The 23,841-nt window shown below is 54.5% G+C and carries 24 protein-coding genes and 1 tRNA gene; 10 read left to right on the top strand and 15 right to left on the bottom strand.

All coding sequences use genetic code 11. The annotated features are described in order from the left end of the window. Nucleotides 1–17: 17 nt before the first annotated feature. The 3 genes from ACRZ94_RS18290 to dgcN form a co-directional block, all read right to left on the bottom strand. Entirely contained in the window at nucleotides 18–878 is an 861-nt protein-coding gene (locus ACRZ94_RS18290; protein ID WP_480798013.1) for a D-amino-acid transaminase, read from the bottom strand. 75 nt (nucleotides 879–953) lie between these two features. Further along, nucleotides 954–1,919, bottom strand: coding sequence for an N-acetyl-D-Glu racemase DgcA (gene dgcA, locus ACRZ94_RS18285; protein WP_480798012.1), 966 nt, complete (start codon nucleotides 1,917–1,919; stop codon nucleotides 954–956). Between the two features lie 80 nt (nucleotides 1,920–1,999). Continuing rightward, on the bottom strand, nucleotides 2,000–3,001 hold the full coding sequence (gene dgcN, locus ACRZ94_RS18280; protein WP_480798011.1) for an N-acetyltransferase DgcN: 1,002 nt from the start codon (nucleotides 2,999–3,001) through the stop codon (nucleotides 2,000–2,002). A gap of 295 nt (nucleotides 3,002–3,296) precedes the next feature. Here dgcN and ACRZ94_RS18275 point away from each other — a divergent pair, with 295 nt between their 5' ends. Beyond that, nucleotides 3,297–4,259, top strand: a complete 963-nt coding sequence (locus ACRZ94_RS18275; RefSeq protein WP_480655908.1) for an L-malyl-CoA/beta-methylmalyl-CoA lyase — start codon at nucleotides 3,297–3,299, stop codon at nucleotides 4,257–4,259. A 33-nt stretch (nucleotides 4,260–4,292) separates the two neighbouring features. Here ACRZ94_RS18275 and ACRZ94_RS18270 read toward each other — a convergent pair whose 3' ends face one another. Next, nucleotides 4,293–4,871: a PA14 domain-containing protein gene (locus ACRZ94_RS18270; RefSeq protein ID WP_480798010.1), complete on the bottom strand. Its 579-nt coding sequence runs from the start codon at nucleotides 4,869–4,871 to the stop codon at nucleotides 4,293–4,295. A gap of 119 nt (nucleotides 4,872–4,990) precedes the next feature. Next, nucleotides 4,991–5,443 carry an Lrp/AsnC family transcriptional regulator gene (locus tag ACRZ94_RS18265; protein WP_480798009.1) on the bottom strand — a complete coding sequence of 151 codons (453 nt, stop codon included), beginning with the start codon at nucleotides 5,441–5,443 and terminating at the stop codon, nucleotides 4,991–4,993. Nucleotides 5,444–5,515: 72 nt separating this feature from the next. Between ACRZ94_RS18265 and ACRZ94_RS18260 the strand changes: the two genes are divergently transcribed. Then, complete coding sequence (locus ACRZ94_RS18260) at nucleotides 5,516–6,112, top strand: LysE family translocator (RefSeq protein ID WP_480798008.1); 597 nt, start codon at nucleotides 5,516–5,518, stop codon at nucleotides 6,110–6,112. A 1-nt stretch (nucleotide 6,113) separates the two neighbouring features. Here the strand turns inward: ACRZ94_RS18260 and ACRZ94_RS18255 are convergent, their stop codons facing one another. Next, nucleotides 6,114–6,947, bottom strand: coding sequence for an AraC family transcriptional regulator (locus ACRZ94_RS18255; protein WP_480798007.1), 834 nt, complete (start codon nucleotides 6,945–6,947; stop codon nucleotides 6,114–6,116). Nucleotides 6,948–7,069: 122 nt separating this feature from the next. Between ACRZ94_RS18255 and ACRZ94_RS18250 the strand changes: the two genes are divergently transcribed. Next, entirely contained in the window at nucleotides 7,070–8,032 is a 963-nt protein-coding gene (locus tag ACRZ94_RS18250; RefSeq protein ID WP_480655899.1) for an acetyl-CoA carboxylase carboxyltransferase subunit alpha, read from the top strand. Nucleotides 8,033–8,036: 4 nt separating this feature from the next. Here the strand turns inward: ACRZ94_RS18250 and ACRZ94_RS18245 are convergent, their stop codons facing one another. The 3 genes from ACRZ94_RS18245 to ACRZ94_RS18235 all read right to left on the bottom strand — a co-directional run bounded on the left by ACRZ94_RS18245 (nucleotide 8,037) and on the right by ACRZ94_RS18235 (nucleotide 10,650). Next, complete coding sequence (locus ACRZ94_RS18245; RefSeq protein ID WP_480655897.1) at nucleotides 8,037–9,164, bottom strand: lytic murein transglycosylase; 1,128 nt, start codon at nucleotides 9,162–9,164, stop codon at nucleotides 8,037–8,039. A gap of 111 nt (nucleotides 9,165–9,275) precedes the next feature. Next, a complete protein-coding gene (locus tag ACRZ94_RS18240; RefSeq protein ID WP_480655895.1) occupies nucleotides 9,276–9,923 on the bottom strand; it encodes a GntR family transcriptional regulator in 648 nt (215 codons plus the stop codon). A 31-nt stretch (nucleotides 9,924–9,954) separates the two neighbouring features. After that, entirely contained in the window at nucleotides 9,955–10,650 is a 696-nt protein-coding gene (locus tag ACRZ94_RS18235) for a M48 family metallopeptidase (protein WP_480655893.1), read from the bottom strand. A 100-nt stretch (nucleotides 10,651–10,750) separates the two neighbouring features. On the opposite strand from ACRZ94_RS18235, the gene ACRZ94_RS18230 reads away from it, so the two are divergent. From ACRZ94_RS18230 to ACRZ94_RS18220, 3 genes are all read left to right on the top strand, one after another. Beyond that, nucleotides 10,751–11,077 carry a TIGR02300 family protein gene (locus ACRZ94_RS18230; RefSeq protein WP_480655891.1) on the top strand — a complete coding sequence of 109 codons (327 nt, stop codon included), beginning with the start codon at nucleotides 10,751–10,753 and terminating at the stop codon, nucleotides 11,075–11,077. Nucleotides 11,078–11,221: 144 nt separating this feature from the next. Continuing rightward, nucleotides 11,222–11,297: transfer RNA gene (locus ACRZ94_RS18225), tRNA-Ala, on the top strand. A 282-nt stretch (nucleotides 11,298–11,579) separates the two neighbouring features. Next, on the top strand, nucleotides 11,580–11,933 hold the full coding sequence (locus tag ACRZ94_RS18220) for a hypothetical protein (protein ID WP_480798006.1): 354 nt from the start codon (nucleotides 11,580–11,582) through the stop codon (nucleotides 11,931–11,933). A gap of 208 nt (nucleotides 11,934–12,141) precedes the next feature. Here the strand turns inward: ACRZ94_RS18220 and ACRZ94_RS18215 are convergent, their stop codons facing one another. Both ACRZ94_RS18215 and ACRZ94_RS18210 read right to left on the bottom strand, forming a co-directional pair. Beyond that, nucleotides 12,142–13,092 (bottom strand): hypothetical protein, encoded by a 951-nt coding sequence (locus ACRZ94_RS18215; protein WP_480798005.1) that lies wholly within the window; start codon nucleotides 13,090–13,092, stop codon nucleotides 12,142–12,144. A 187-nt stretch (nucleotides 13,093–13,279) separates the two neighbouring features. Continuing rightward, nucleotides 13,280–13,840 carry a hypothetical protein gene (locus ACRZ94_RS18210; protein WP_480798004.1) on the bottom strand — a complete coding sequence of 187 codons (561 nt, stop codon included), beginning with the start codon at nucleotides 13,838–13,840 and terminating at the stop codon, nucleotides 13,280–13,282. A gap of 387 nt (nucleotides 13,841–14,227) precedes the next feature. On the opposite strand from ACRZ94_RS18210, the gene ACRZ94_RS18205 reads away from it, so the two are divergent. Then, nucleotides 14,228–14,788 (top strand): recombinase family protein, encoded by a 561-nt coding sequence (locus ACRZ94_RS18205; RefSeq protein ID WP_480798003.1) that lies wholly within the window; start codon nucleotides 14,228–14,230, stop codon nucleotides 14,786–14,788. 993 nt (nucleotides 14,789–15,781) lie between these two features. Here ACRZ94_RS18205 and ACRZ94_RS18200 read toward each other — a convergent pair. The 4 genes from ACRZ94_RS18200 to istA all read right to left on the bottom strand — a co-directional run bounded on the left by ACRZ94_RS18200 (nucleotide 15,782) and on the right by istA (nucleotide 21,155). Further along, on the bottom strand, nucleotides 15,782–16,402 hold the full coding sequence (locus ACRZ94_RS18200; RefSeq protein WP_480798002.1) for a thermonuclease family protein: 621 nt from the start codon (nucleotides 16,400–16,402) through the stop codon (nucleotides 15,782–15,784). Nucleotides 16,403–16,569: 167 nt separating this feature from the next. Beyond that, on the bottom strand, nucleotides 16,570–17,667 hold the full coding sequence (locus tag ACRZ94_RS18195) for a hypothetical protein (protein WP_480798001.1): 1,098 nt from the start codon (nucleotides 17,665–17,667) through the stop codon (nucleotides 16,570–16,572). Nucleotides 17,668–18,819: 1,152 nt separating this feature from the next. After that, nucleotides 18,820–19,578 carry an IS21-like element helper ATPase IstB gene (istB, locus tag ACRZ94_RS18190; protein ID WP_480798000.1) on the bottom strand — a complete coding sequence of 253 codons (759 nt, stop codon included), beginning with the start codon at nucleotides 19,576–19,578 and terminating at the stop codon, nucleotides 18,820–18,822. Next, nucleotides 19,575–21,155, bottom strand: coding sequence for an IS21 family transposase (gene istA / locus ACRZ94_RS18185; protein ID WP_480797999.1), 1,581 nt, complete (start codon nucleotides 21,153–21,155; stop codon nucleotides 19,575–19,577). Before istA ends, istB begins: the two co-directional genes overlap by 4 nt. Nucleotides 21,156–21,613: 458 nt before the next feature. On the opposite strand from istA, the gene ACRZ94_RS18180 reads away from it, so the two are divergent. From ACRZ94_RS18180 to ACRZ94_RS18170, 3 genes are all read left to right on the top strand, one after another. After that, the gene (locus tag ACRZ94_RS18180) at nucleotides 21,614–22,054 is read left to right on the top strand and encodes a helix-turn-helix domain-containing protein (RefSeq protein WP_480797998.1); all 441 of its coding nucleotides are present in this window, start codon (nucleotides 21,614–21,616) and stop codon (nucleotides 22,052–22,054) included. After that, on the top strand, nucleotides 22,051–22,653 hold the full coding sequence (locus ACRZ94_RS18175; protein WP_480797997.1) for a hypothetical protein: 603 nt from the start codon (nucleotides 22,051–22,053) through the stop codon (nucleotides 22,651–22,653). The genes ACRZ94_RS18180 and ACRZ94_RS18175 overlap by 4 nt, the downstream gene beginning before the upstream one ends. 450 nt (nucleotides 22,654–23,103) lie before the next feature. After that, entirely contained in the window at nucleotides 23,104–23,841 is a 738-nt protein-coding gene (locus ACRZ94_RS18170; protein ID WP_480797996.1) for a hypothetical protein, read from the top strand.

The raw sequence follows: 23,841 nt of genomic DNA, 5'->3' as shown, positions 1-23,841 counted from the left end.
TTGGCGGGCCTTTTCATTCAGATCGCCGCCTTGCGGCTTTCGTCCAGATAAATCTCACGCAGACGCTTTGCAATCGGCCCGGGCGTGCCATCGCCCAGCGGAACGCCGTCGATCTCTACCACGGGCATCACAAAGGCACTGGCCGAAGTGGTAAAGGCTTCATCCGCTTCTTTCGCCTCATCAATTGTGAACAGGCGCTCTTCGACTTCCATCTGCGCCTCAGCCGCCATACGCAGGACGGCCTTGCGAGTAATCCCGTGCAGAATGTCATTGGACAGTGGGCGGGTCACGATCTTGCCGTTCTTGACGAAATAGGCGTTGTTGCTGGTGCCTTCGGTGACAAAGCCATCCTCGATCATCCACGCATCATCGCAGCCAGCGGCCTTGGCCATCATCTTGCCCATGGACGGGTACAGCAGCTGTACCGTCTTGATGTCGCGACGACCCCAGCGGATATCATCAATCGAGATGATTTTGGCACCCTTCTGCGCCGCCGGGCTGTCGGCCAGACCCGGCTTGTTCTGCGTGAACAGAACCAGCGTCGGCTTGGTGTCGGCAGAGGGAAAGACAAAATCCCGGTCACCGTCACTGCCGCGCGTGACCTGCAGATAGATCAGGCCCTCATCGATCCCGTTCAGCTCAACCAGCTTGCGGTGAATCTCCAGCAGTTCAGCCTTGCTGCAGGGCTCAGCCATCTGCAATTCGTCCAGCGACCGTTTCAGACGCACCGCGTGGCCATCGAAGTCGATCAGCTTGCCGTCCAGCACGCTTGTCACCTCATAGACGGCGTCGGCCATCAGGAAACCACGGTCAAAGATGGATACCTTGGCCTCGGTCTCGGGCAGGTACTCTCCGTTCACGTAAACGGTGCGGGTCATGTCATATCCTTTTGTCTCAGGGCTTCGCCCGTTCCTCACTGAAAACGATCCACTGGATCGTTTTCCTGGCGTTCGTCACCCCCAGAGGTCCGCCTTGGGCGGATGCACTCCGGCGTCATCAAATTGCAGCGGGTCGGTGCGGTCTTCGGCCAACAAAAGCGGGCCGTCAAGGTCTGTGACCATTGCGCCCTGCGCAACCAGTGTCGCAGGCGCCATAGCCAGAGAGCTGCCGACCATGCAGCCGACCATGATGTCATAGCCTTCGGCGATGGCCGCCTTGCGCAATTCCAGCGCCTCGGTCAGCCCTCCGGTTTTGTCGAGCTTGATGTTGATCACATCATACTTGCCCTTCAGCTTGGGCAGGCTGGCACGATCATGGCAGGATTCGTCAGCACACACAGGCACCGGGCGGTCCATCCCGATCAGCGCGTTATCGTCACTGGCAGGCAAAGGCTGTTCCACCAATGCAACACCCAGACGCACCAGATGTGGGGCCAGATCGGCATAAACCTCGGCCGACCACCCCTCATTCGCGTCCACGATGATCTTTGAATTCGGCGCGCCCGCCCGCACAGCCTCAAGCCGGGGCATGTCATCGGGTGTACCCAGCTTGATTTTCAGCAACGGGCGATGCGCGTTCTGCGCCGCCTGCGCCTGCATCGCCTCAGGCGTGTCCAGCGACAGCGTATAGGCGGTGATCTCAGGCCCCGGCACCGACAATCCAGCCAAGTCCCAAGCGCGTTTGCCCGCCCGCTTGCACTCCAGATCCCACAAGGCACAGTCCACGGCGTTCCGCGCCGCGCCCGCGGGCAGCAAATCCATCAAGGACTGACGGGTAAACTCGGCGGGCAGACCGGCGATTTCGGCCTCAACCGACTCCAATGTCTCATCATAGCGCGCATAGGGCACACACTCGCCCCACCCCTGATGCGTCCCATCCGACAGACGAACCGTCAGAACCTTTGCCTCGGTCCGCGACCCGCGCGAGATCGTAAAGACCTGCGCCAACCGAAACACATCACGAGAGACCTCTATCTGCACGTGCCCATCCTTCTTCTCGTTCAAAATACGGCCGCCGGAGGCGGATTGCACTCAACCCACCATCCGGCGCGCCGCTTAGATCACAGCGCGGCCAGCGCATCCACCAGTTTACCAGCCCCAAAGCGATAGGGGTCGGTAGCGGGCAGGCCCATCTCTTCCTCAACCTGCGCCAGATAGGCTTTGGCGTCTTCTTCGCTCAGGTTCTGAGTGTTGACCGACACACCAACAACCTGACAGGCCGGGTTTCCGACCCGCGCCAGCGGCAGCGCTGTGTCACGCAGTTCGGCCAGCGTCGGCAGGGAATATTCGGGCAGACCGCGCATATGGGTGCGGGTCGGCTCGTGGCACAGGATCAGCGCGTCAGGCTGTCCCCCATGAACCAGCGCCATGGTCACGCCGGAATACGAGACGTGGAACAACGATCCCTGCCCTTCGATGTGATCCCAGTGATCTTCATCATTCTCGGGCGTCAGATATTCGACCGCACCAGCCATGAAATCCGCGACAACAGCGTCGAGCGGAACACCCTGACCGGTGATCAGAATGCCAGTCTGGCCGGTGGCACGGAAGGTCGACTTCATACCGCGTTTGCGCATTTCGGCATCCATCGACATGGCGGTGTACATCTTACCGGCCGAGCAATCGGTGCCAACAGCCAGACACCGCTTGCCGCTGCGCTTTTTGCCGTTTGCAATCGGATAGCCAACGGTCGGAACGCGCACGTCGTGCAGGGTGCAGCCATGGGTCTGCGCGGCAGCCACCAGATCGCCCTCGTCCCGCAGCAGGTTGTGCAGGCCCGAGGCGATGTCGAAACCCATTTCCAGCGCTTCGATCAGAACGGTTTTCCACGCCTGGCTGATCACGCCACCGCGGTTTGCAACGCCGATGACCAGCGTCTTGGCACCGGCCTCTTTGGCCTCGGCCAGGGTCATGTCGGTCATACCCAGATCAGCCTTGCAGCCGTCCATGCGGAACTGGCCTACGGCGTTTTCAGGACGCCAGTCGCGGATGCCGATGGCAACTTTGGCGGCCAGTTGGTCGGGCGCATCGCCCAAAAACAGCAGATACGGTGTCTCGATCATTGCGGTGCACTCCTTTGATTCCGGCGCAATCTAAGGGACGCGCTTAACGAGCGTTTCGCTTTTTGAACCGGTAACCCCGCGGAGGATCGGAAATTTTTGCGCATTTCGATCCAAATATGCAAGTTTCTTTCAAGTTTTCACGATGATTAAACTTTAACCACGGGTGGAACCCCATTTTTTGGGGAATGCTGCAATTGCATTGCCGCATCTGCACAAAGATGCTTGCACAGTGTCGCGCAATTTAATACCTCAGTGAGCAGGAAAATTGTAATTTCATTTCTCGCACGAGGTCCAGATGAGCTTTCGCCTGCAACCCGCCGCCCCTGCGCGCCCCAATCGCTGCCAACTGTTCGGGCCGGGGTCGAACACCAAACTGTTTCCCAAAATGGCAGCTTCGGCGGCGGATGTGATCAATCTGGATCTTGAGGATTCCGTTGCGCCCTCGGACAAGGACATCGCCCGCGCCAACGTGATCGAGGCGCTGAACACCGTGGATTGGGGCAGTAAATACATGTCCGTCCGCATCAACGGTCTGGATACACCTTATTGGTATCGTGACGTGGTGGACCTGCTGGAACAGGCAGGCGACCGGCTGGACCAGATCATGATCCCCAAGGTCGGTTGCGCGGCAGATGTCTATGCTGTCGACGCTCTGGTCACGGCCATCGAACGCGCCAAGGGCCGCACCAAGCCCATCAGTTTTGAGGTCATCATCGAATCCGCCGCCGGTATCGCGCATGTCGAGGAAATCGCGGCCTCCTCACCCCGGATGCAGGCGATGAGCCTGGGGGCGGCGGATTTTGCGGCTTCGATGGGGATGCAGACCACCGGCATCGGCGGCACGCAGGAAAACTATTACATGCTGCGCGAGGGCGAAAAGCACTGGTCCGATCCGTGGCATTGGGCGCAGGCTGCAATCGTGGCCGCCTGCCGGACCCATGGCGTGCTGCCGGTCGACGGGCCGTTCGGCGATTTCTCGGATGATGACGGGTTCATTGCGCAGGCCAAACGTTCGGCCACCTTGGGCATGGTGGGCAAATGGGCGATCCATCCCAAGCAAATCGCGCTGGCCAATCAGGTCTTCACCCCAACGGACGAGGCTGTGTCCGAGGCGCGCGATATTCTGGCCGCAATGGAACAAGCCAAAGCCAATGGCGAAGGTGCCACCGTCTACAAGGGGCGTCTGGTGGATATCGCGTCGATCAAACAAGCCGAGGTGATCGTGGCGCAGGCTGAATTGATCGCTGCCAACGGATAAACGAAAAAGGCGCCCCCCAGGGCGCCTTTTGCATTAGCGGCCAAAGACCTCGTTGGGTGTCCAGGTAAAGCGTTCGCCCTTCTTGCCCGACTTCATCATCAGGCAGGACGTTCCCAGTTTTTGATAGTAGGTGATCTTCAGCGGATACCAGCCCGCTTTGGGCACTTCGACTTCGGTACGCTGATTGGCTTCGCAGCCCTGAATGCCGTTAACGCGCCCAATCTCCTGACCGCCGACCCACGCCTCGATCCCGTCATTCGACCATGTTTCGATTTCGTAGATTCCGGGTGAATCGAACAGCATGTACCCCGTGATCTCAGCGGCGACGTTGTATGCGCCATCAAAGGTCAGGACATCTTCGCCCTTGCTGGTGTCCCGGTAGTCCAGCCCGCGCAACGGCTGTCCGGGCTGCGCCTTCGACAGCATGCTTTTTGCCTGGCTCAGATCGCGGATCTTTTTGTGCTGATTTCCGGTGCCAAAATATTTCACGTCCAAACCCGCCTGCGGCTTGGGTTGCGGATTGGCAGGTTGCAGTTTCAAAGGCGCGGTCAGTGCGGCCCCGGCGATCAAGGCCAAGGTTGCGGCAAGCGCTCCGGTTTTCATAGGTTTCATCGTCGTCTCCCTGAATATGGCCTTGATGTGGGGTCTTCCCCTTTTTGTCTGGGCCTTTGGATTGACATTAGGATGAGTGTTTTTGGCCCGCAAGGCCACAGAGCATCACAAATCAGCGGTCAAGCTCGCATATCCTTGGGGGACCCCATCACCACATAGGATGTAATTGAGGTCACATGCGGCAGGGTACCCAGCACATCGGTGTGAAAGGTCTTGTAGGCGGGCAGATCAGCACATTCGACGCGCAGAAGATACTCGATCGTGCCGGTGATGTTGTGGCACTCCACCACTTCGGGGGCGCGTTGCAGTGCGCGTTCGAACCCTTCTTGCGCGGCCTTTGTGTGTTCGCCCAGCCCGACGCCGATATAGGCCACAAACCCCAGACCCAGCGCCGCCGGGTTCAACACCGCGCGATAGCCCGAGATCACCCCTGCACGCTCCAGCTCCTGTACGCGGCGCAGACAGGCCGACGGCGACAGGCCAACCCGATCCGCCAGTTCCAGATTGCTGATGCGCCCGTCCCGAGTCAGTTCGCGCAATATTTGTTGGTTTATGTGGTCCAGTTTCGTCATTTGTTGCGACATTAACGAGTTTTCGCATCAAAGCGCAATTTCATTTGCCGGAAATGCCGCGATTGTCGCGTCATGAATACTGATATCCTGCTTGCCCTGATCACCTTTGCCTTTGTCTCGTCCATCACGCCGGGGCCCAACAACCTGATGCTGATGGCATCGGGGGCCAATTTCGGGTTTCGTCGTACCATCCCTCATATGCTGGGGATCGGTTTGGGGTTTACCGTCATGGTGCTGATGGTTGGTGCAGGGCTAGTGCATATGTTCGACAGATACCCGGCCAGTTACATGGTGCTGAAACTCGCGTCGGTGGGGTATCTGCTTTATCTGGCATGGAAAATCGCGCATGCAGCCCCGGCCAAGGGCGCGGTTGCAGAGGGCTCTCCGATGACATTTCTGCAGGCTGCGGCGTTTCAATGGGTCAATCCCAAGGCTTGGGCGATGGCGCTGACGGCCACGACGGCCTATGCGCCGAACCACACATTGCCTGCAATATTGCTGGTCGCGGTGATCTTTGGGGCGGTGAACCTGCCCTCGGTCAGCACCTGGACTGTTCTGGGTCAGCAAATGGCGCGCGTCCTGACGAACCCGCGCCGGTTGGTTGCCTTTAACTGGACCATGGCGGCTTTGCTGGTGCTGTCGCTCTATCCGGTTCTTTGGCCGGTCTGAGCTATTTCAGCGGCAGGCAGATTTCGGTCAGCAGTTCCTCGGGTGCGGTGTCGCGCGGATCGTTCAGATAGACCTCATAGCAGGGCTGATCTGCCGGTTCCTCGCCCGAATCCGGCAGCCAATTGCCAAACAGGCTGTGATAGGCCGCCTCAAGCCCGGAATACGGGCCCTTGAAGGTCAGAACGGCCGTCTTGCCGCCGGGGATCTGCATCGCCTCCATCCCGTCGGGCGTGGCATCGCCGCGGAATTCGGCCCCGGCATAGCTGCGCAGCTCATCAACGGGCACGGTGTCCGGGCTGTCCAGATAGATGCCGATCACCGGCCCGACCTGCGGCCAAAGCTGACGGGATTCGCATAAGGCACCGAACGCCTCAAAGCTTTTGCCAATCTTGGCATAGGCCCCTTTATGCGGCAGCGCCACAATATTGCGAGCAGGTTCGATACGGGTGGTTACGGGATACATCGGGTAATCTCCTGTTCTGAAGCGTGGATTGGCGGGCATGAACTGCCTGGCCTTGCGAAACGAGAGCGGGCTTTTGCCGTAAGCGTCGGTAAAGGCCCGCGCGAAAGAGTTCAGATTGGGATAGCCCACATCCGTGGCAACCTGCGCCACCGGCGTGTTTGTCTGCACCAGCGCAATCGCCGCACGGTGCAGCCTGATCCGGCGCACGGCCTGCGCGCAGGTCTCGCCGGTCAGGGCGCGAAACACCCGGTGCCAATGGAACCGGGACATCGCCGCGACATCGGCCAGCGCGTCCAGCGACAGGTCCCCGGCGGGGTTGTCGTGGATATAGGCCAGCACGCGCAGAATGCGGTCTTCATAGCTGGTTGGCATTGGCATCCCTTCCTTCCTCTTGCCCGTTTGTGGTCGCATATCCCGCCTCCACAAATCTTGCTGAGTTGCATCCCGCGCAACCACAGGTCATATAGCAATGAAATTCCGCGTTGAGAGGCGTCATGACCCAGTATCTGGATTTCGAAAAACCCCTGGCCGAAATCGAAGGCAAAGCCGAAGAGCTGCGCGCCTTGGCCCGTGCCAACGAAGAGATGGACGTGGCCGAAGAAGCCGCCGCGCTGGACGCCAAGGCGGTCAAGCTGCTGGATGAGCTTTATGGCGATCTGACCCCATGGCGCAAATGCCAGGTGGCGCGCCACCCCGAACGCCCCCATTGCCAGGACTATGTCAAAGAGCTGTTCACCGAATTCACTCCGCTGGCCGGTGACCGCAACTTTGCCGACGATCTGGCGGTGATCGGCGGTCTGGCCCGGTTCAACGATCAGCCCGTCATGGTGATCGGCCATGAAAAAGGGTCGGATACCAAATCGCGGATCGAACGCAATTTCGGCATGGCCCGTCCCGAAGGCTATCGCAAAGCCGTGCGGCTGATGGAAATGGCCGGGCGTTTTGGTCTGCCCGTTATTACTCTGATCGACACGGCGGGCGCCTATCCCGGCAAAGGGGCCGAGGAACGCGGCCAGTCCGAGGCGATTGCGCGGTCAACCGAGATGTGTCTGAAGATCGGAGTGCCGCTGGTGTCGGTGATCATCGGCGAAGGCGGCTCGGGCGGGGCTGTGGCCTTTGCCACCGCGAACCGCGTCGCGATGCTGGAACATTCGGTCTATTCGGTGATCTCGCCCGAGGGCTGCGCCTCGATCCTGTGGAAGGATGCCGAGAAGATGCGCGAAGCCGCCGAGGCGCTGCGCCTGACCGCGCAGGACCTCTACAAGCTGGGCGTTTGTGACCGCATCATCACCGAGCCCAAAGGCGGGGCCCATCGCGACCGCCCTGCCACCGTCGAATCGGTGCGCGCTGCGATCGCGTCGATGCTGCAAGAACTGGACGGCAAAGACGCGGCAGCCCTGATTCAGGACCGCCGTCAGAAATTCCTGGATATCGGATCAAAAGGGTTGGCGGCCTAAACCGTCAGCCCCCCAGGCTGCGCAACAGCGCGACCGAAGGTTCCCCCGTCACGGGCAACCCATTGGCGCGCTGATAGGCGCTGATGGCGGATTTGGTGTTGTTGCCAATCACACCATCCGCGCCCTGCGTGTCATATCCTGCAGCGGTCAGACGGCGCTGCAGCTCTTTGCGGTCCTCCAGCGTCAGCCCGGTTTCATCCGGCCCGAATGACGCCTGAAACGGCGCGCCGCCCGCGATCCGGTCCGACAGATGCCCGACCCCAATCGCGTAGCTGTCCGAGTTGTTGTAGCGTTTGATCACCTGGAAATTGCGGAAAACAGCAATCCTTGGCCCCGGCTGCTGTGGCTGCAGCACCGCGACCGGCGTGCCCGAAACCGTGCCGACCTCACCCCCCCAGGGTTGCCCACGCACCCAGCCAGAGCGCGCCAGATAGGCGGCGGTCGAGGCCAGCGAATCCGCCGGATCATCCGACCAGATATCGCGCCGCCCATCGCCGGTGAAATCCACTGCGAAGACCAGATAGGATGTCGGAATGAACTGCGTATGCCCCATCGCACCGGCCCAGCTGCCGGTCATCTTGTCGGGCGTGGTGTCGCCCTCTTGAATGATCTGCAAAGCCGCGATCAGCTGTTTTTCAAAGAACGCACCGCGCCGCCCGTCATACGCCAGCGTCGAGGTTGCCGAAATCACCGGAATATCACCCCGACGCGCGCCATAACGGCTTTCCAGCCCCCAGACGGCCACAACCACTTCTTTATCGACGCCGTATTTCGACTCGATCTGGGACAGGGTTCCGGCATGGCGGACCATCATCTGCTTGCCGGTTTCAATCCGCTCATCCGAGGCGGCGATTGCCAGATAATCCTCAAGCGAGCGTTTGAATTCCACCTGATTACGGTCGCGTTCGATCACGCCGGGCAGATAGCCTGCGCCCTGAAAAGCGCGGTTCAGGGTGGATTGCGAAATCCCCTGCGACGCCGCGCGGGTTTTGAACCCGGCCACCCAGGCGTCCCACCCGGAATTGGGCACGGCCTGCATCCGCGACGCAGGTGCACTGGTGGGCGCCCCCGTGGAACAGGCGGTCAACAGGGCCGACCCAAGGCCCATCGAGAATATCCGTCGGTTGATCATTGCTGAAATCTGCTCTTGTTGTGATTTGTGTCAGGATAACCCAGAGCCCGGCCTCAAACCAGAACCACAACAGCTCTGCCCGGCGATTTCCGGGCATCGGCGGCAAGTCGCTTAACTGACCAGCAAACGCAGACCCTGCGTTACATCGGACCGGACCGCCAGACGCAAACCCGGCTCATCCCCCGCCTGTAACGCGGCGATGATCAGCTTATGGTTATGCGGCGGCTCAGTTCGCCTTAACCGGCCATAAAGCGCCCGCATGGTAGGCCCAAGTTGCAGCCAGACGGTCTCTGCAATGGCCAGCATCGCGGGGGCCTGCGCCCGCAGATAGAGCGTGCGGTGAAATTCCAGATTGGTGCGGATATACCCAACCGCATCGCGCTTGGTCACCATCTCGGCCACGTTCATATTGATGCTCTGTAGCCGGTCGATCAGCGCCATGTGCGCCCGAGGCAACGCGCGGCTGGCCAGCTCGACTTCAAGCAGCGCGCGCAGGGCGGCCAGTTCTTCGATCCGGTCATTGGTCAGCTCAGGCGTCGATACCCGCCCCGAGGTGGACAGGAACAGTGCCCCTTCGGCTGCCAAACGCCGCACGGCCTCACGCGCGGGGGTCATCGAAACACCGAACTCTTTGCCGATCCCGCGCAAGGTAAGGGCCTGTCCCGGCGCGATCTCGCCGTGCATGATGCGTGATCGAAGGGCCCTGTAGACCCGGTCATGTGTCGCGGTATGAGAGTCGGAAGGTCGCGGTGTCAGCATGGGGTATCTGTGATCACAAATCGCCCCGGGGTCAACTCGCGCCGCCATCAAATCGGTATTGATGCAGCATGGCGCCATTGTCACGCAGCCAGCGCCGCTGATCCCGGTAGTCGCCAAAGATCCGCTCGACCTGTGCCCAGAAAGCGGGGGAATGGTTCATCTCAACCAGATGCGCCACCTCATGCGCCGCGACGTAGTGCAGAATTTCGGACGGCGCGAGGATCAGACGCCACGAGAACATCAGACCCCCAGCAGAACTGCATGACCCCCAGCGGGACCGCGTATCGCGCATGGTCAGGCTGGTATATTCACGACCCAGCATCTGCGCATAATCATCACAGGCCCCGGTCAGCCGGTCCCGCGCCAGTTCTTTCAAAAATCGCCCCAGACGCCGCGCCTCAGCCCCCGCTGGCACCGCAACCTCACCCCCCTGCAGCGAAACGCGGCGGCCTTTGGCGGGCACGATTCGCCGCTCTACCCCTTCGATGGGAATCGTTTGGCCGAACTGCACCACGGCCGGATCAGGGCGATCCTGCAAATGGCCACGAATCCAGCCTTCCTTGGTACGCGCAAAACTCAGCGCCTCAGACTCGGGCACACCTTGCGGGTAGGTCAGCGTAACCCGCCCGTCCAGCTGGGAAATCCGCAGGCTGATCCGCCGCACGCGCGCCGATTTGCGCAACGTCAACGGAACCGGAGGCGTCCCGGGCAGTGCGTGATCTCCCATATGCCTGTTTCTCCTGCGCAAAGGCTTTGACAGTGCCAGCCGCATGTGGCACGTGACCTGAATCATTATTACGACTCACCTGATATCAAGGGGATTTGACATGCCCAAGGAAGAATGGGGCGTAAAGCGTGTTTGCCCGACAACCGGCAAGCGCTTTTACGACCTGAACAAGGACCCGATCATCAGCCCCTATACCGGCGAGATCGTTGAGCTTGAAACCGGCAAAAGCCGGATGATCGCCGCAGACGCAGAAGATGCGGCATCGGCCAAGGCGCGCAAAGACGCGTCGGACGAAGAAATCGTTCTGGATGATGACGACAACGTCGATGTCGAGCTGGACGACGATCTGCTGGACGATGATGACGACGACAACGATAACGTCTCGCTGGACGATATCACTGACATGTCGTCAGAAGACGAAAACTAAACCCGGCCCGAGGCGGCCCACTGCCGCCTCTTGCCCACCCCCGGATTTGGGACGGGAACTTTTTGGCGGAATCCATTTTTTTGGACTTGCACTCCCCGCCGCCGTCTCATAAACGTCCGTCCACTGCCTCGGCAGTCCCTAGATGGGGCCTTAGCTCAGTTGGGAGAGCGCTTGCATGGCATGCAAGAGGTCAGGGGTTCGACTCCCCTAGGCTCCACCAAAACCTAACAATACAACTAGATAGCAAGCATTATAGCGGTGTGACACACAGGTGTGACACAAAATGAAGCTGCATGCGTATCTTTCACTGTCCCGACATGGCATCTACTACTTCCGTTGGCCACTGCCCGACACAAAACCAAAACCCCACACTAGACCAAGCACCACACGTAGGACCCTTCGGGTGTCTTTGCGTACAAGATGCCCTAAAGAGGCTGGTACTCTGGCAAGGCGTCTTGCAGTGTGCGGCGACACAATAGCAAAGCACATAGAAGCATCGGGCATGAACCACGGCGAACTGCGCACAAAGGTGCACGAGCACTTCACAGAAATACTAAAGAAAGCAAAGGCACGTAGGTATGAACTCGGCCCCTATACCGAGCTAGAGAAGGAACGCATCGCCGACGCCATCCGTCTTCATGAGGCGGATAATGAAGACTACTGGGAATTGCTTGGCAGAGAACATGCCCGTTCAGAACTTGATAAGTTTTGTAACGGCACAGGAATCAAACAGCCCAAGTCGCGTGAAGACGCTTTTCTTATCTTAGGTGAAATCAAGAAAGCTCAATTGGCGTTATGGCGACGGGAATGTACCATTGCCACTGCTGAACAAGGCTATTCGCAAGATTGGGTATAGAGAATTGCGTTTAGAGCACATCAAGGTTTACCGATAGCTTGATTACTCGCAGTAATTCTTAACCAAGACGCATCGCCTTCCTAACTCTCCAAAAGGCGGCATCCAGCCTCTCTCTGCGTTGATAAATTGATACTACATGGAGAAAGAGACTGGCGCTCGAGATCTAAGAGACATCAGCACCAAACTCCACGACCTCAAGTCCTTGGGTCTAAGGAGCAATAGAAGACCAAATCGAAGCAGCAACATCCGTGATCGCGGCGCCCGCAATCGTTAGTGCCACAAACCCTGCGATGCCACGATGAACGAATGCCGGCCATCTGTTGCGTTTGTAGTACTCCATTGGGGGAAACAGCCATCGCGCATACTGGAAAACAAATCGCGCAATTAGAAGCGACAGCAGAAGGCCATAAATCCCGAGAATAACGTTCAAAAAAATGGACTTGCCACCAACTAAACCGCTGATCAGATTATCGTTCTTGTAGATAATCCAGACCAATACCGGCAGAACGAGCAGGTAAATGAGGTAGTCGTACGCACCAGACCCATGGATGATGGGGCGCGTCGCCTTTCGCGACTTGAAGAAATCCTCGATCTTTTGAGCGGTTGAAATCACCCAATCCTCATCCCGTCCTTCAACATTGATCACACTGCGGTTCTCGGTTGGGTTTGAAGGAAGAGTTTGCAAGTCGATCTTTAAGCTGGGTTTCTCAAAACAGATGAACGCATTCACTGTATTCATTGGACGATTGTCGATGGCCCTTTGGGCATAAGTCGAATTCGACACAAACAGCGAAACCAGATCATCAGGAAAGGTTCGTTCCTCAGTTTTGGGGATTCCAAGCCCACGCACGGAATCGCCATTTCCTGCCACGTATTCATAATCGATAGGCATTAACTCGTTGATGCGAACCTGAGCGTGCTCGGAGCTTTCAAATGCACTGATATCTAAAGCGCCAAACTCGATTTGCTTTGATTTCTCGTTCGCGTCTGCCAGAAGCTCGCAGAACTCCTTCAAGTCCTCCGCCGACAATACGAGATTAGTCGGGTGCAGGTCACGTCTATACAATGGCACGCGGACCGGCTGTTCCGCTGGTAAAGGTGGCTGTTGCGGCACCTGCTCCTCTACCACCTCTGGTACGTTATCTACGCAGTCCGTCATTCCAATGCCTCATCAAATCGGTTGCGATCCAATAGCAAGGGGCGTCGCAGCATCCCTCTGTCTCTAATTGTATGGACTACTCACAACATAAGGTAGAGCAGCTAGAATATAAACATCCATATAGCGTCTCGACTAATTTCATCGCGCGGGCTGAAGGTAGTTCGTTCGCCTTTTGCTAAGGTCAAGATCAAGCTAACTTGGGCAACCGAAGCGGCTGGACAAATCCTTGAATATGCTTTGGTCGAGAATAGTGATCGGCAAGGTGCGATAGCACTCGCCAATTTAAGTCTACCGCCCAACGTGTCTTAGCATTCGTGAAAACTCGATATTCGTCACGGTGAACGTTCGGAATATTGACGTCCGATTGGATGTGGATTTTGTTCCGGTATTTTCGAAGCTTGTGCAGGTCGTCATAAGTGTCCGCACCCATTCCATCCAAGATGCGATATTTTCGTAGGTTGTCGATAACAACGGCAAACTTATCGATTTGCTTACCTTCAATCTCTTGCCGATCTTCTTCCGACACATTCGGTACGCCTTCAAGATTGTAGTTTCGCGCTCGGTAGAAGACTTGAATGGCAGCGACCTCAATTAATGAGGCCGCCTGAAGCAGAATAGGTTTGTTGAACTTACCGTCTTCGTTCGCATCCACCAAATCACACAGAAGCTGAGAGTTGTAACCGGCATTATCGCCAGCCTTGAAATCCCCGAAGATGCTACATCCGAGTTCGACAAATATAGATGGCATCAATCCAATCCATTCCAAAGAGCCAAAAGTGCAGCTTTCGGCAACCGCTTCAAACCGATGTTGGAATGTATTGCAGCAACCGGCAGTTTGAACTCAGGACAGTCATTCGCTCCATATCGCATCAATGTCCATTGTGTCGGCCGAATTTTCTTCCGAATTTTCGGCAAATTTTTCCGAGCCCGTATCTATCATTCAAGGCAGGTAGAATTCCCCCTAGGGGTAGGTCAGCATTCATTTAGAACCTTTTGGTTTGATCCCTGTGTTTCACTAAGCCCTGCCCCAGCGACACAACTAGCACATGCGCAAATTGTGTCTCGCAAATATTGATTTTGACTTTTGAGACAGTATGTATCTCAATATCTAAAGCTTTGAGAGACGGAACAGATTATGTTTGTTGGCTATGCTAGGACTTCCACTTTGGATCAAACGGCTGGGCTTGATGCTCAACTAAGGGAACTGGAAAAGGCCGGGTGCGAGAAGGTATTCACCGAACAGGTATCCTCAGTCGATGTCAGAGCGCGTGAGAAGCTCACAGAGGCGCTCAACTTCATCCGAGAGGGTGATCACCTAGTAGTCACCAAACTGGACCGTCTGGCGCGCTCTATGGCCCACCTGATGGAAATCCGCAGCCAGCTTGACGTCGTCGGAGCGCACCTAACGATCTTGGGGTTAAGCCTCGACACTTCCACTGCCCAAGGCAAGCTAATGTTGAACCTGCTGGGAAGCGTGGCCGAGTTTGAGCGTGAGATTATGCTGGAACGTCAGCGTGAAGGCATTGCCAAGGCCAAAGCTGCCGGAAAGTACAAAGGACGCAAACCAACCGCATTGGCAAAGTCGGACGAGGTGCGTGCTCTGGCAGGTGAAGGCATCGGCGCTACCAAGATTGCACAAGGCCTCGGCATCAGCCGCGCATCGGTTTACCGGATACTCAATGCTGGCCAAGGTTGATCGCTGCTACCTGAGTTGTTGGCAGGCTAGACTGGCGCCAATCTGAACTGGAGTAGATGTACACTCGTGCCGGATCATCTGTCTTCTTTGCAATTCGGCAATCTTCTAAGGTGCATTTCGGGGATTTCCAGCCCCTTCTTCTTATGAGGGAAGGAACAGAAGTATTCGCGCTTTGCTTAACCCTCCCTCTTGTGAACAAACAGATGGATGCATTCATCGTTTTGCATGACTCATCCGTCTACCCTTTAGATTTCCACAAGATTGAGGACAGATACACGTTTCCGAATGTGTGATCTGTCTGCCTCTGCAAGGTTAAAGATTAGATATGATCCGATGATAGAAAAAGTAGCTGTACATTATACATTGTATATACATCAGTAGAAGAAGTTCATAGTATATACTGCATTATACCTAAATAGACGAGTTATTGTGTATATGCATATAATACACAAATGGCTCTACTTAAAATACACACTATATGTATATTCACTTGATATTCATCAGTAGTAGATACCTAACAGTATACAGCGTGTGTATACACATAACACATCATACCAACAGTAATACTCTACACCGATATGCTTAGTGCGCTGGATGGTTAGTCAGTATCAGTATAAAGACTAGAATACTTGGTGCATACACCTAACTAGGAAATCTTATCTATCTGTTTTATATTAATTTTTGTCATTTCATCCGGTTTTATTTTGCGGTTAAAGACGTGCCAGCATAAGTAGTCTAACAACTAAATCGAAGAGGCTGCACCGGGTACAGAACAGCACTGCTGACACCGACTGGTTCTATACACTGGGAACTACAATTGAGAGACCTTCTATCGGAAGATGTAATGTGTGGCGTTGAACGCATTTGTCGGCTGCAAAGAGCATCTCGGGCTATCAACCTATACGATCTAAACCAGATGCTGGCGAACGCCTTTCTGACCGATGAGCGACCGTACTATCTACCCACACCAACGCCGCTGGAGAGCGCGAGGTCTTACTTGTTCTGATTGCGCTGTGCTTGTTTGGCTTCGAATTGTTCCCAGACCTTAGTACGGCCCTTTTGCCGCGCGTCAGCCAGCCAGAGCTTCTTACGCGCATCCGGCACCTCTAGGCTTTTGTACTTCCCATCAGAGAACTTTGGCCAATCTATCGCCATCCCCAGCTTGACCATTTCAGCAGACAAGTCACGCCCATCCTCAAGGTAGCACTTTGCCACCGTACGACCATGGGTATCCTCAGCCGTAACCACTGCCCTTACCTTTTGACCTTTGTATAGCGATACTAAAGCCCACTTGGCCTTCTTGCCGTAAGGGTGGTTAATCTCGGGCGCATCCACGCCAAACAAACGCACCTGTGTTCTTTTTATTTTTATCGTGTCGCCGTCCACAACATAGGCTGAGCCTTCCAATACGTTTGCGGAGGGTTTCTGTACTACATCGCCTGCATCGAAACGTGATGGCCGACTTGTATTCTGGGAAGGCGACGCACCCAACCTTGGCTTCAAGTCCGAGGTTTCCTGTCGTATACGCATAGTACTTTTGTCAGGCTGTCGTTTGCTACGCGCAATGAGCAGTACAGCCACTACGACGACAGTCAGCAGTAACAAAACTTCCATAGAATCGAACCTTCTAACGTTTTACTTCGAAGTGCATGCAACGCAGCCGTCGGGCGCATCGCACTTTACGATTAAGAGTGAGGCGACCCAGCGCATTGTTCAGCCTGCTCGCAGACCTTGTTCGAGCCGTAGTTTCGCTATTTCATTCCTTTCCCTTGTGGGAACTTTCATGTGCCCGTGCCATACCCACTTGAAATTTTATCAAAGCTACTCTGGCTTTCTGCAAGCGAAGCCTGAGACTTTGCGACAGCATCACTAACGCTGGCACCAAGATCCGAGGTTATCTTTTCCAGATTTGCTTCAATTACCGGGAACGCTTCGATGGCTTTATCTCTAAGCTGAGAAACTGCATCTAAGTTCACTTGCAACACTTCTGATTGCGTATTTATGCCCGTAAGCGCAGGCTCTAGTTTTTCAATTGCTTGCGGAATGCTGGCTGAATGCTCTTCTACTTTGGACAGTGCTAGTTGAGTAGCTTCGATCGATTTTACTGCCGCCTCCAGACGATCTTGAAGACTGTCCACGTGTTCCCGATACTTGTTTTGCCACTCAACCATGGAAGCGACGGCAGAGTTGAGTTCCTTAAAGTTCTCACCAAACTGCTCAGTAAGGTTCTGATTGAAATCCCGAATTACCTCTTCGAGCGCCTGGACAATGGCTTTTTGGTTATTTTCAACCATGTGCTCGGAAAACTCACGGAACTCTTTGATGAGCTCAGTCTGTCCATCATGAAGTGTGGTTCTCAGCTTTTGGACCTGCGTCAAGAGGCTACTGTCACCATCTGAGGATATGGCACTACGAAGTTGTTGCATCTGCTCTCGTGAGGCATCGGCACTCTTACGACCGTCGTCTCGGATTTCTTGCAGAACTGAGAATATGTCTTCCGGTGTTGCGTCAGCGGTTTCCGCTTTTGAAGGTGCAACTGTTCGGACTAACCTGAACAAGATCGACGCAGCAATGCCAACAATACTCGTTGTGAACGCAATCTTGAGACCAGCCAATAGGCTAGGAACGCTTTCATCGATACTCTGCACGTCAAAATCGAGAAGACCGATGAGAATACCCGTGAAAGTTCCCAAAACACCTAATGTCGCTAAGCTGTTTGGTGTAATAGCAACAAGACTGCCACCGAACCGGCTCTTGTTCAGGCCAGGCACAAACAAAACAAGTATCGCCGCTCCGAGCCAAACAACAATTGCTGCGGAAAACAAGTAGGCAATCTCATCTCCAACTATCGAAGAGTAGATGCGAAAAATTTCATCCATTTCTATTCCCAAACTTCCTATTTTTTTATCGGACGAGAAACTGTCCGTCCGGGGCACCCAAAAGATCAGCCACTTTCTATGGTGGCCTTGAGTTGCAAACCTTGAGCGAGATCAACTCTTGCGAATGTCAGAATTTGAACCGTCCACGAGCACTACGACACCCTCACTTCTATGAACAAAGCGTAGTGATCAGGACCCCTGCCTTGACTTCGACTTGGGGTCTTTCCGATCTACATTGCTTTGACACCTAAAGGTTTGAAATCCAATGAGGACTTAGTAATTCGTCAGGCTGTCGCCTTTCGAATTCTTGCCAAAGTTATAATAATTTCAGCCAAACAAAATCTGGATTGCGCAAACTGGATGCAGTTTACTCTCCAGACGGCATCACCACTGCCTAACTCTCACACTACACACCATTAGAGAACAGTATGTTTTGAATGCTGGGCCTCTTATGCAGATGGTGCATCACCCAAAGCATACAATAGAAGAATTGCTAACAACGGTGACCCTACGATAGAGATGAGCACCCAGATCAGACCAGACCGGTTTCGGTTCTGCGCCATATTCATAGGCACGATTATCCAGAGCCAAACCACAAAAGCCAGTGCAAGGGCGCTTGCCACAATAGCAACAATTGTCTCCACTACTATTGCTCCTCCTTATCTGGTGAACTCCATTGCCCACACTCAGGTGCAGACAACTCCACTGGTTCTGCAGAGACCACTAACTTAGGGTCCACCCGACACATTCGCATTTGACCAGTTTCCGTATTGGTTTGAACCAATAAGATACCGGACAACATTAGGGTTTGGTACTTACCCTCATCCGCACTTGCTAGCGATGTTGTAGCAAGCATCAACCCAAAGGCAGTCGCAGTCCGTTTCATGCGCATTGCTCCATGCCAATACATCTATCAATGAGTACCGTGCCGAATGTAAACAGGACAGTAAAGCAGTCCTGCGATTAGGTCATAGTCAATTGGGTGCTGAGGATTGCGTACTAATCAGTGTGACACTAAGGTGAGACACACTATTAACCAACATGGCGACCGTCACGAAGTTGGACAGTAGGTGTCAGGAAACTGGACGGCAATTTTTGACTTCTGCTGGACGTGACCACCACGAGGTAATGGCCACGTCCAGCACATGATGATCAGGTTTCCATTTGCGCTGTTTCTTTTTCCAGACTGCCAGCTCTGAGGGATTTACCCTTTAGTTCGATCTGCTCACTGGTATGAACCAACCGGTCCATGATGGCGTCGGCCGTTGCATCACCGCCGAGATAATCATGCCATTTGGAAACGGGCATCTGCGCAGCTACAATTGTACTGCGCCGACCAACCCTGTCTTCGAGCAGGTTGAGCAGATCAATCCTCGCTCCTTGCGTCAGTTCTTCAAGACCCAGATCGTCAAGGATCAAGAGATCTAGACGTCGGAGGCTTTCAAGCTTCTTAACCCTGAGCCCATCATGACGTGCGAGGTCAAGCTCTTCGAGCAGTGGGCCGACCCGGTGATACCCAACGGTCAATTCAAGTGCCGCGGCTGCATTGCCGAACGCACAGGCTGCCCAGGTCTTTCCCGTACCCGTCAAGCCGGTAAGCAGGAGATTCAATCGACCCGCGCGTATCCAGTCACATCGAAACAGGCTGGTGATGCGAGACTTTTCCAGGCCGCGAGCGGGATTGAAATCAAAGGCCTCTGGCCGGGCATTGTGGCGCAGCTTGGCGGCCTTTCGGATACGTTCGACCTTGCGTGTTCGACGCATCAGGATTTCCTGACTCAGAAGATGCTCAAGGCGATCTTCAAATGACGCATCCCGCCAGGATGCAGCGGATTGCTGCTGCTCCAGGGCATCGGCCATACCACCGAGACGAAGTGTGCGAAGGGAGGCAACAGTATTGCTGATATTCATGACTTGCTCCCATCATAGCTTGTTCCGCCACGCACATTGTCGTGGGGAACGGGAGTGGATACGATCCGATCCCTCGCCTTTGTTTGCCTCAAGTCAATGTCGTATCGTAATATGTTCGCCACACTTTCAATCGTCTGCGTCCCGACTGAGTTTGCATAGCGGCATGCCGATACAAATCGATCCGCACCATATTCCCGCGCGATTTTTTGTGCGCGCGCCATCTGCCTTACGAGGGGATCGGGCTTGATGCGCTGATTGATCCGCATCGCATCGAAGAGTGTGGCCACTTCCTCCCCAGTCCTCGTCGCCCACAGATAGAGGTCTTCCAGATTGATCTCGGCATAATCCCGATGTTGCGGCGGCATGTGGTCTCGTTCGGTGATGTTTTCACCGCGGCCCTGACCCAGCTTGTGCAATGCGATGGGGCTTACACTGTCATCAGCATAGAAGCGGACAGTCGTCGACGTTGCCGCAAGGTTCAGTCTCCGACCAATATAGTGATGCGGAACCGAGTAATAATCCTTCGCCCAGTACAGGTGGTAGTCTTTCGGAACCAAAAGTCCATCCTGCCATTGAACGTATTCGTACCGCTCCTTAGGCAAGGGCTGAAGCGCTGATGCTTCCATCCGGTCAAATTCAGCCCGCCGCGAGCTTTTCAAACGGCGAAAGTTTCGTTCGTTGATCCTGTTCACGAGCCGCATGATTTCTCGGTTCATGTCCGCCAGCGAGTAAAAGACATGATTGCGAAGCGCCGCGATGACCCACATATTGATCATCCGAACACCGATTTCCGCGAGGGCTTTGTCTTGCGGGCGGCGGATGCGCGCAGGAAGAATCGTGACGTGGTAGTGCTCAGCAAAATCCAGATAGCTTCGATTGATCACTGCTGGACGCCCTTTTCCGTTTGGCTTTGTGACAGCAGATTTCAGGTTGTCAGGGACAATCTCAAGCGGCGCGCCCCCAAAATACTCAAGCGCTCGCACATTGGCCTCGATCCAATCAGGCAGCTTTTGTGACGGAACCGCTGTGGCGAAGATCAACTGGCTTGCGCCAAGCGAAGCGACAAACACTTCCTGGGGTATTCGTTTCCCGGTTCGTCGTTCAGTGAGAAACAAGTGCTTTCCGCTGAAGTCCACAAATCCACGCGCACCGGGTGGATGTGTTTGACGCATCGCGGGATTCTTCGCCTTGCGCGCGGCACGCAATCTACGCCCGAATGAAGAGGCCGACAACAAGTCTGCATTTCGATCAGAACGATGGCTTTCTACATATTCATAGTATAGCAGCGCGATGGTTACACCCGGTTTGCCAAGCTCAACACAGAGAACGGACCAGTCAGGTTCAGAAAAGATATGGGCACCACCCTTGTAGCGCGCCTGCACGAGATCTTCGACTTCGACATTGGACAAACCGATTAGCGCCTCCAGATCGATCCGATGCAGTTTCAAAAGACTGCGGTACTTTGCAACTGTTGTTGGGCTAATATTCAATGCACGAGCGCAGGCCCGGTTCGACCTCGATGGGTTCAGGATATACCGACAAATATCCTTGGTTTGTAGTTTCCTGGATTTAGACATCAACACGTCTCCTTGCGCCGAACACCGTCGTTCGGCGTGTTTTGATTGACTGGAATGAGGAGATGCGGCAAAATCTAAGTGTCGGCTGCAATCGACGACTTAAGTTTTGCAAAGGCTCGGGCTCAGCGCTCGGGCCTTTCGCATCTCAGGAGAGAAGCATCATTACTTGCTACATTGTTGACCCTCCCCATTGCCAAAGCTGTTGAGGGCCTCGGGCGATACGCCGAGCCGGGCGGCCAATGCTGACATAATGCGTTCAGAACGGCGAACCCCCAAACAAACCTGCGACATGATCGCAGTGGAAACGCCCAATTCCCGGCTAACCTCTGCCAGCGTTGTGCCCTGAAGGCGAAGTTGGTACTTGATGTATTCTCTTCGTTGTGCAGGACTACGAATGTTCGAATTCACGACCTTGCCCTCTTGTTGAGGCTAAATATCTAGCCTTTTGAGTACAAAATATGAAAAAGAGCACAAACGAGTCAATAGAGGCCATTGCGGGCAGGTTGTTGGCGCTGCGTGAGGCGCTGCGGCTTTCTCAGCAGCAATTTGCCGATGCGCTCGGCATCTCGCTCCGCGCTGAACAAAACTACGAGCGCGGTACACGCAAGCTGCCAGCGGAAACGCTGATAGAGATTTCAAGGCGGTTCCAGATTGACCCGCTGTGGATTATGGATGGACCGGAGGAACGGCCTCGTTCTTTGGGTCAGGTGGGGCTGGATCAGAGTACACTTACCCGAGCCATTGGCATTGTCCTGCGCGCAGTTGATGAAACACATGCTGATGTTAGCCACGATCAAATCGCCAATATGGTGGCGGCAACCTACAAGTTTTTCATGCACAATGCCTCTGGTGCCGGGGGCGAAGACCTGATCGCCAGCCTTGTGGCGGGATACGGATGATGGATTCCGGTTCAGAAGACGATGAAAGCAACAATGTCGTTGAATTTGAGGGCCGGGCGAAAGACCACCAATTTGGTGATGTCGCGATAGACATTGATCAAGGACTGTCGGAGATGATTAAAACCGCATTGGTCAGTGGCGGGTATTCCCGTGCGAAACCGGTTGAGGAGCATCACAAGGATCTCCTTCCGGAAGATGTCCAGTCCATTAAAAGCGAACGCCACTTTCGGGATCGGTTCAATTTTGTCTTGGGTAAGCGTGGCCGATTAGCTGTGGTTAAGTTCATGGATGATTATGATCTGACCAGTTGGGATGTACGTGCTCTATATAGAATTGGTAGTATGACCTGGGATGGGCGCACCCTTCGGCTGCGCTATGTGCTTTGGTTCAAGCTGCTTGGGCTATCGCAGATGATCGGGCTGCTCCTCCTGTTGCTTCCAACGCTGTATATTCTCTTTCGGAACCTTGACGCAGATTTGCCTGCCCGCATGTTTCTGGTTGTTTTTTCCTCCGGACTTATCTTCGGAATGGCATGGGTCTATCGGGCGTTCATCAGTCCGTTCAATGCGTTGAGGCGGAGAAATACTCATTTTGAATGATAATATCGAAGTCTATCTATGGCTCGCGGTACTGCCCAAACTGAAACCAAAATCGAACTACAGTCTCTGACAGAGATACGCCCAAGCGCCACGGTAGATTATGACGGCAGAGATCTGACGTATTGCGTGCGACCAACCAGGTAAGATAAGCGTGAGCATAGGATCAGCAGCATGATAGTCGTTCGAGCGCCGTCTAAAAACGAAGCCTGAACTATTCGATTGGAAGGCTGAACGTAGTTACAGAATTTTTTACGTTTCAGGAAATAATTCAACAACCTCCAAGAAATTTTTTGACTAAACTTGCAATCTATGCATGCATGATTTGAGTCGCCGTTAAGACTTATATTGGAGTGCACTAAATTGAATTTATTGGAATATTTCTGTTGGTGCATCAGATTTTCAATTTGTGCAGTGTTTTTTGGCCTTAGTAGCCAACAGGCACATGCCTACATGCCAAATACACTTAGGCATGAAGGCAAAGGGCGAGCAGAAACGGCAAGTGACGCACCATTGGGCTATGAAGTTTCTGAACGTTTGATCCTGACTGCCACTTCCGATGAAACCGACCTCGCTGAATGTTACGGCGACGAATTGGAAGTTTCACTGCGTTCAGTGATTGATGCTGATGGTACGGTACTTGAGCGTACGGTTTTCGCATTCCCAAATCCGAGCGGATGGTTAGTGACAGTTATCGGAACCGGCGGGCAGCTTTTGAATTTTCTACCCTGCCAAGTCGAGCCGATAAGTGCAGTTGGACTTTGGGGTGGCTTCATTGATCCTAGGTTGGGGCATGGCCAATTTGGAGTTCCCGGCGTCGATGGTGTGCGTGTTCGATCCATTAGACTGTCTACTATCGGGACAAAAGCTGCCGAAGATAGTGAAGCATTTTGGGAGCAGATTATTTCTTCAGAAGGCGTGGAGAAAGATGACGGTTTTGTCCATCGAGTGGCTGAAGGCTCATTTACAATCGACGGTGGTTGGTTGTTTCCGAAAGCTTACCTAAGTCCAATTGGTTCTAGACTTCGAATGACCTGCGTCAGTCCGACTTGCAGTGTTCACTACCGCCTGAACCAAAACCTTAATTTTTCGTATGAAATTTGGGTTGGGGAAGACTTCGAACCTACGAATTGGATCGTAATAGATCAATACGTCCGCGACGTCATTGCCAGCTGGATTGAGGAGAACTGA

The sequence above is a fragment of the Ruegeria sp. CH10 genome (assembly GCF_056537125.1).
Note: the sequence above shows the minus strand (reverse complement) of the source record. Positions and strands in the feature narration are given on the sequence as shown.

What these genes read in the sequence shown, in the direction of transcription:
- ACRZ94_RS18290 (WP_480798013.1), bottom strand. Translation starts at nt 878, where the DNA reads ATGACCCGCACCGTTTACGTGAACGGAGAGTACCTGCCCGAGACCGAG.
- dgcN (WP_480798011.1), bottom strand. Translation starts at nt 3,001, where the DNA reads ATGATCGAGACACCGTATCTGCTGTTTTTGGGCGATGCGCCCGACCAA.
- ACRZ94_RS18275 (WP_480655908.1), top strand. Translation starts at nt 3,297, where the DNA reads ATGAGCTTTCGCCTGCAACCCGCCGCCCCTGCGCGCCCCAATCGCTGC.
- ACRZ94_RS18270 (WP_480798010.1), bottom strand. Translation starts at nt 4,871, where the DNA reads ATGAAACCTATGAAAACCGGAGCGCTTGCCGCAACCTTGGCCTTGATC.
- ACRZ94_RS18265 (WP_480798009.1), bottom strand. Translation starts at nt 5,443, where the DNA reads ATGACGAAACTGGACCACATAAACCAACAAATATTGCGCGAACTGACT.
- ACRZ94_RS18260 (WP_480798008.1), top strand. Translation starts at nt 5,516, where the DNA reads ATGAATACTGATATCCTGCTTGCCCTGATCACCTTTGCCTTTGTCTCG.
- ACRZ94_RS18255 (WP_480798007.1), bottom strand. Translation starts at nt 6,947, where the DNA reads ATGCCAACCAGCTATGAAGACCGCATTCTGCGCGTGCTGGCCTATATC.
- ACRZ94_RS18250 (WP_480655899.1), top strand. Translation starts at nt 7,070, where the DNA reads ATGACCCAGTATCTGGATTTCGAAAAACCCCTGGCCGAAATCGAAGGC.
- ACRZ94_RS18245 (WP_480655897.1), bottom strand. Translation starts at nt 9,164, where the DNA reads ATGATCAACCGACGGATATTCTCGATGGGCCTTGGGTCGGCCCTGTTG.
- ACRZ94_RS18240 (WP_480655895.1), bottom strand. Translation starts at nt 9,923, where the DNA reads ATGCTGACACCGCGACCTTCCGACTCTCATACCGCGACACATGACCGG.
- ACRZ94_RS18235 (WP_480655893.1), bottom strand. Translation starts at nt 10,650, where the DNA reads ATGGGAGATCACGCACTGCCCGGGACGCCTCCGGTTCCGTTGACGTTG.
- ACRZ94_RS18230 (WP_480655891.1), top strand. Translation starts at nt 10,751, where the DNA reads ATGCCCAAGGAAGAATGGGGCGTAAAGCGTGTTTGCCCGACAACCGGC.
- ACRZ94_RS18220 (WP_480798006.1), top strand. Translation starts at nt 11,580, where the DNA reads ATGAACCACGGCGAACTGCGCACAAAGGTGCACGAGCACTTCACAGAA.
- ACRZ94_RS18215 (WP_480798005.1), bottom strand. Translation starts at nt 13,092, where the DNA reads ATGACGGACTGCGTAGATAACGTACCAGAGGTGGTAGAGGAGCAGGTG.
- ACRZ94_RS18210 (WP_480798004.1), bottom strand. Translation starts at nt 13,840, where the DNA reads ATGCCATCTATATTTGTCGAACTCGGATGTAGCATCTTCGGGGATTTC.
- ACRZ94_RS18205 (WP_480798003.1), top strand. Translation starts at nt 14,228, where the DNA reads ATGTTTGTTGGCTATGCTAGGACTTCCACTTTGGATCAAACGGCTGGG.
- ACRZ94_RS18200 (WP_480798002.1), bottom strand. Translation starts at nt 16,402, where the DNA reads ATGGAAGTTTTGTTACTGCTGACTGTCGTCGTAGTGGCTGTACTGCTC.
- ACRZ94_RS18195 (WP_480798001.1), bottom strand. Translation starts at nt 17,667, where the DNA reads ATGGATGAAATTTTTCGCATCTACTCTTCGATAGTTGGAGATGAGATT.
- istB (WP_480798000.1), bottom strand. Translation starts at nt 19,578, where the DNA reads ATGAATATCAGCAATACTGTTGCCTCCCTTCGCACACTTCGTCTCGGT.
- istA (WP_480797999.1), bottom strand. Translation starts at nt 21,155, where the DNA reads ATGTCTAAATCCAGGAAACTACAAACCAAGGATATTTGTCGGTATATC.
- ACRZ94_RS18180 (WP_480797998.1), top strand. Translation starts at nt 21,614, where the DNA reads ATGAAAAAGAGCACAAACGAGTCAATAGAGGCCATTGCGGGCAGGTTG.
- ACRZ94_RS18175 (WP_480797997.1), top strand. Translation starts at nt 22,051, where the DNA reads ATGATGGATTCCGGTTCAGAAGACGATGAAAGCAACAATGTCGTTGAA.
- ACRZ94_RS18170 (WP_480797996.1), top strand. Translation starts at nt 23,104, where the DNA reads ATGCCAAATACACTTAGGCATGAAGGCAAAGGGCGAGCAGAAACGGCA.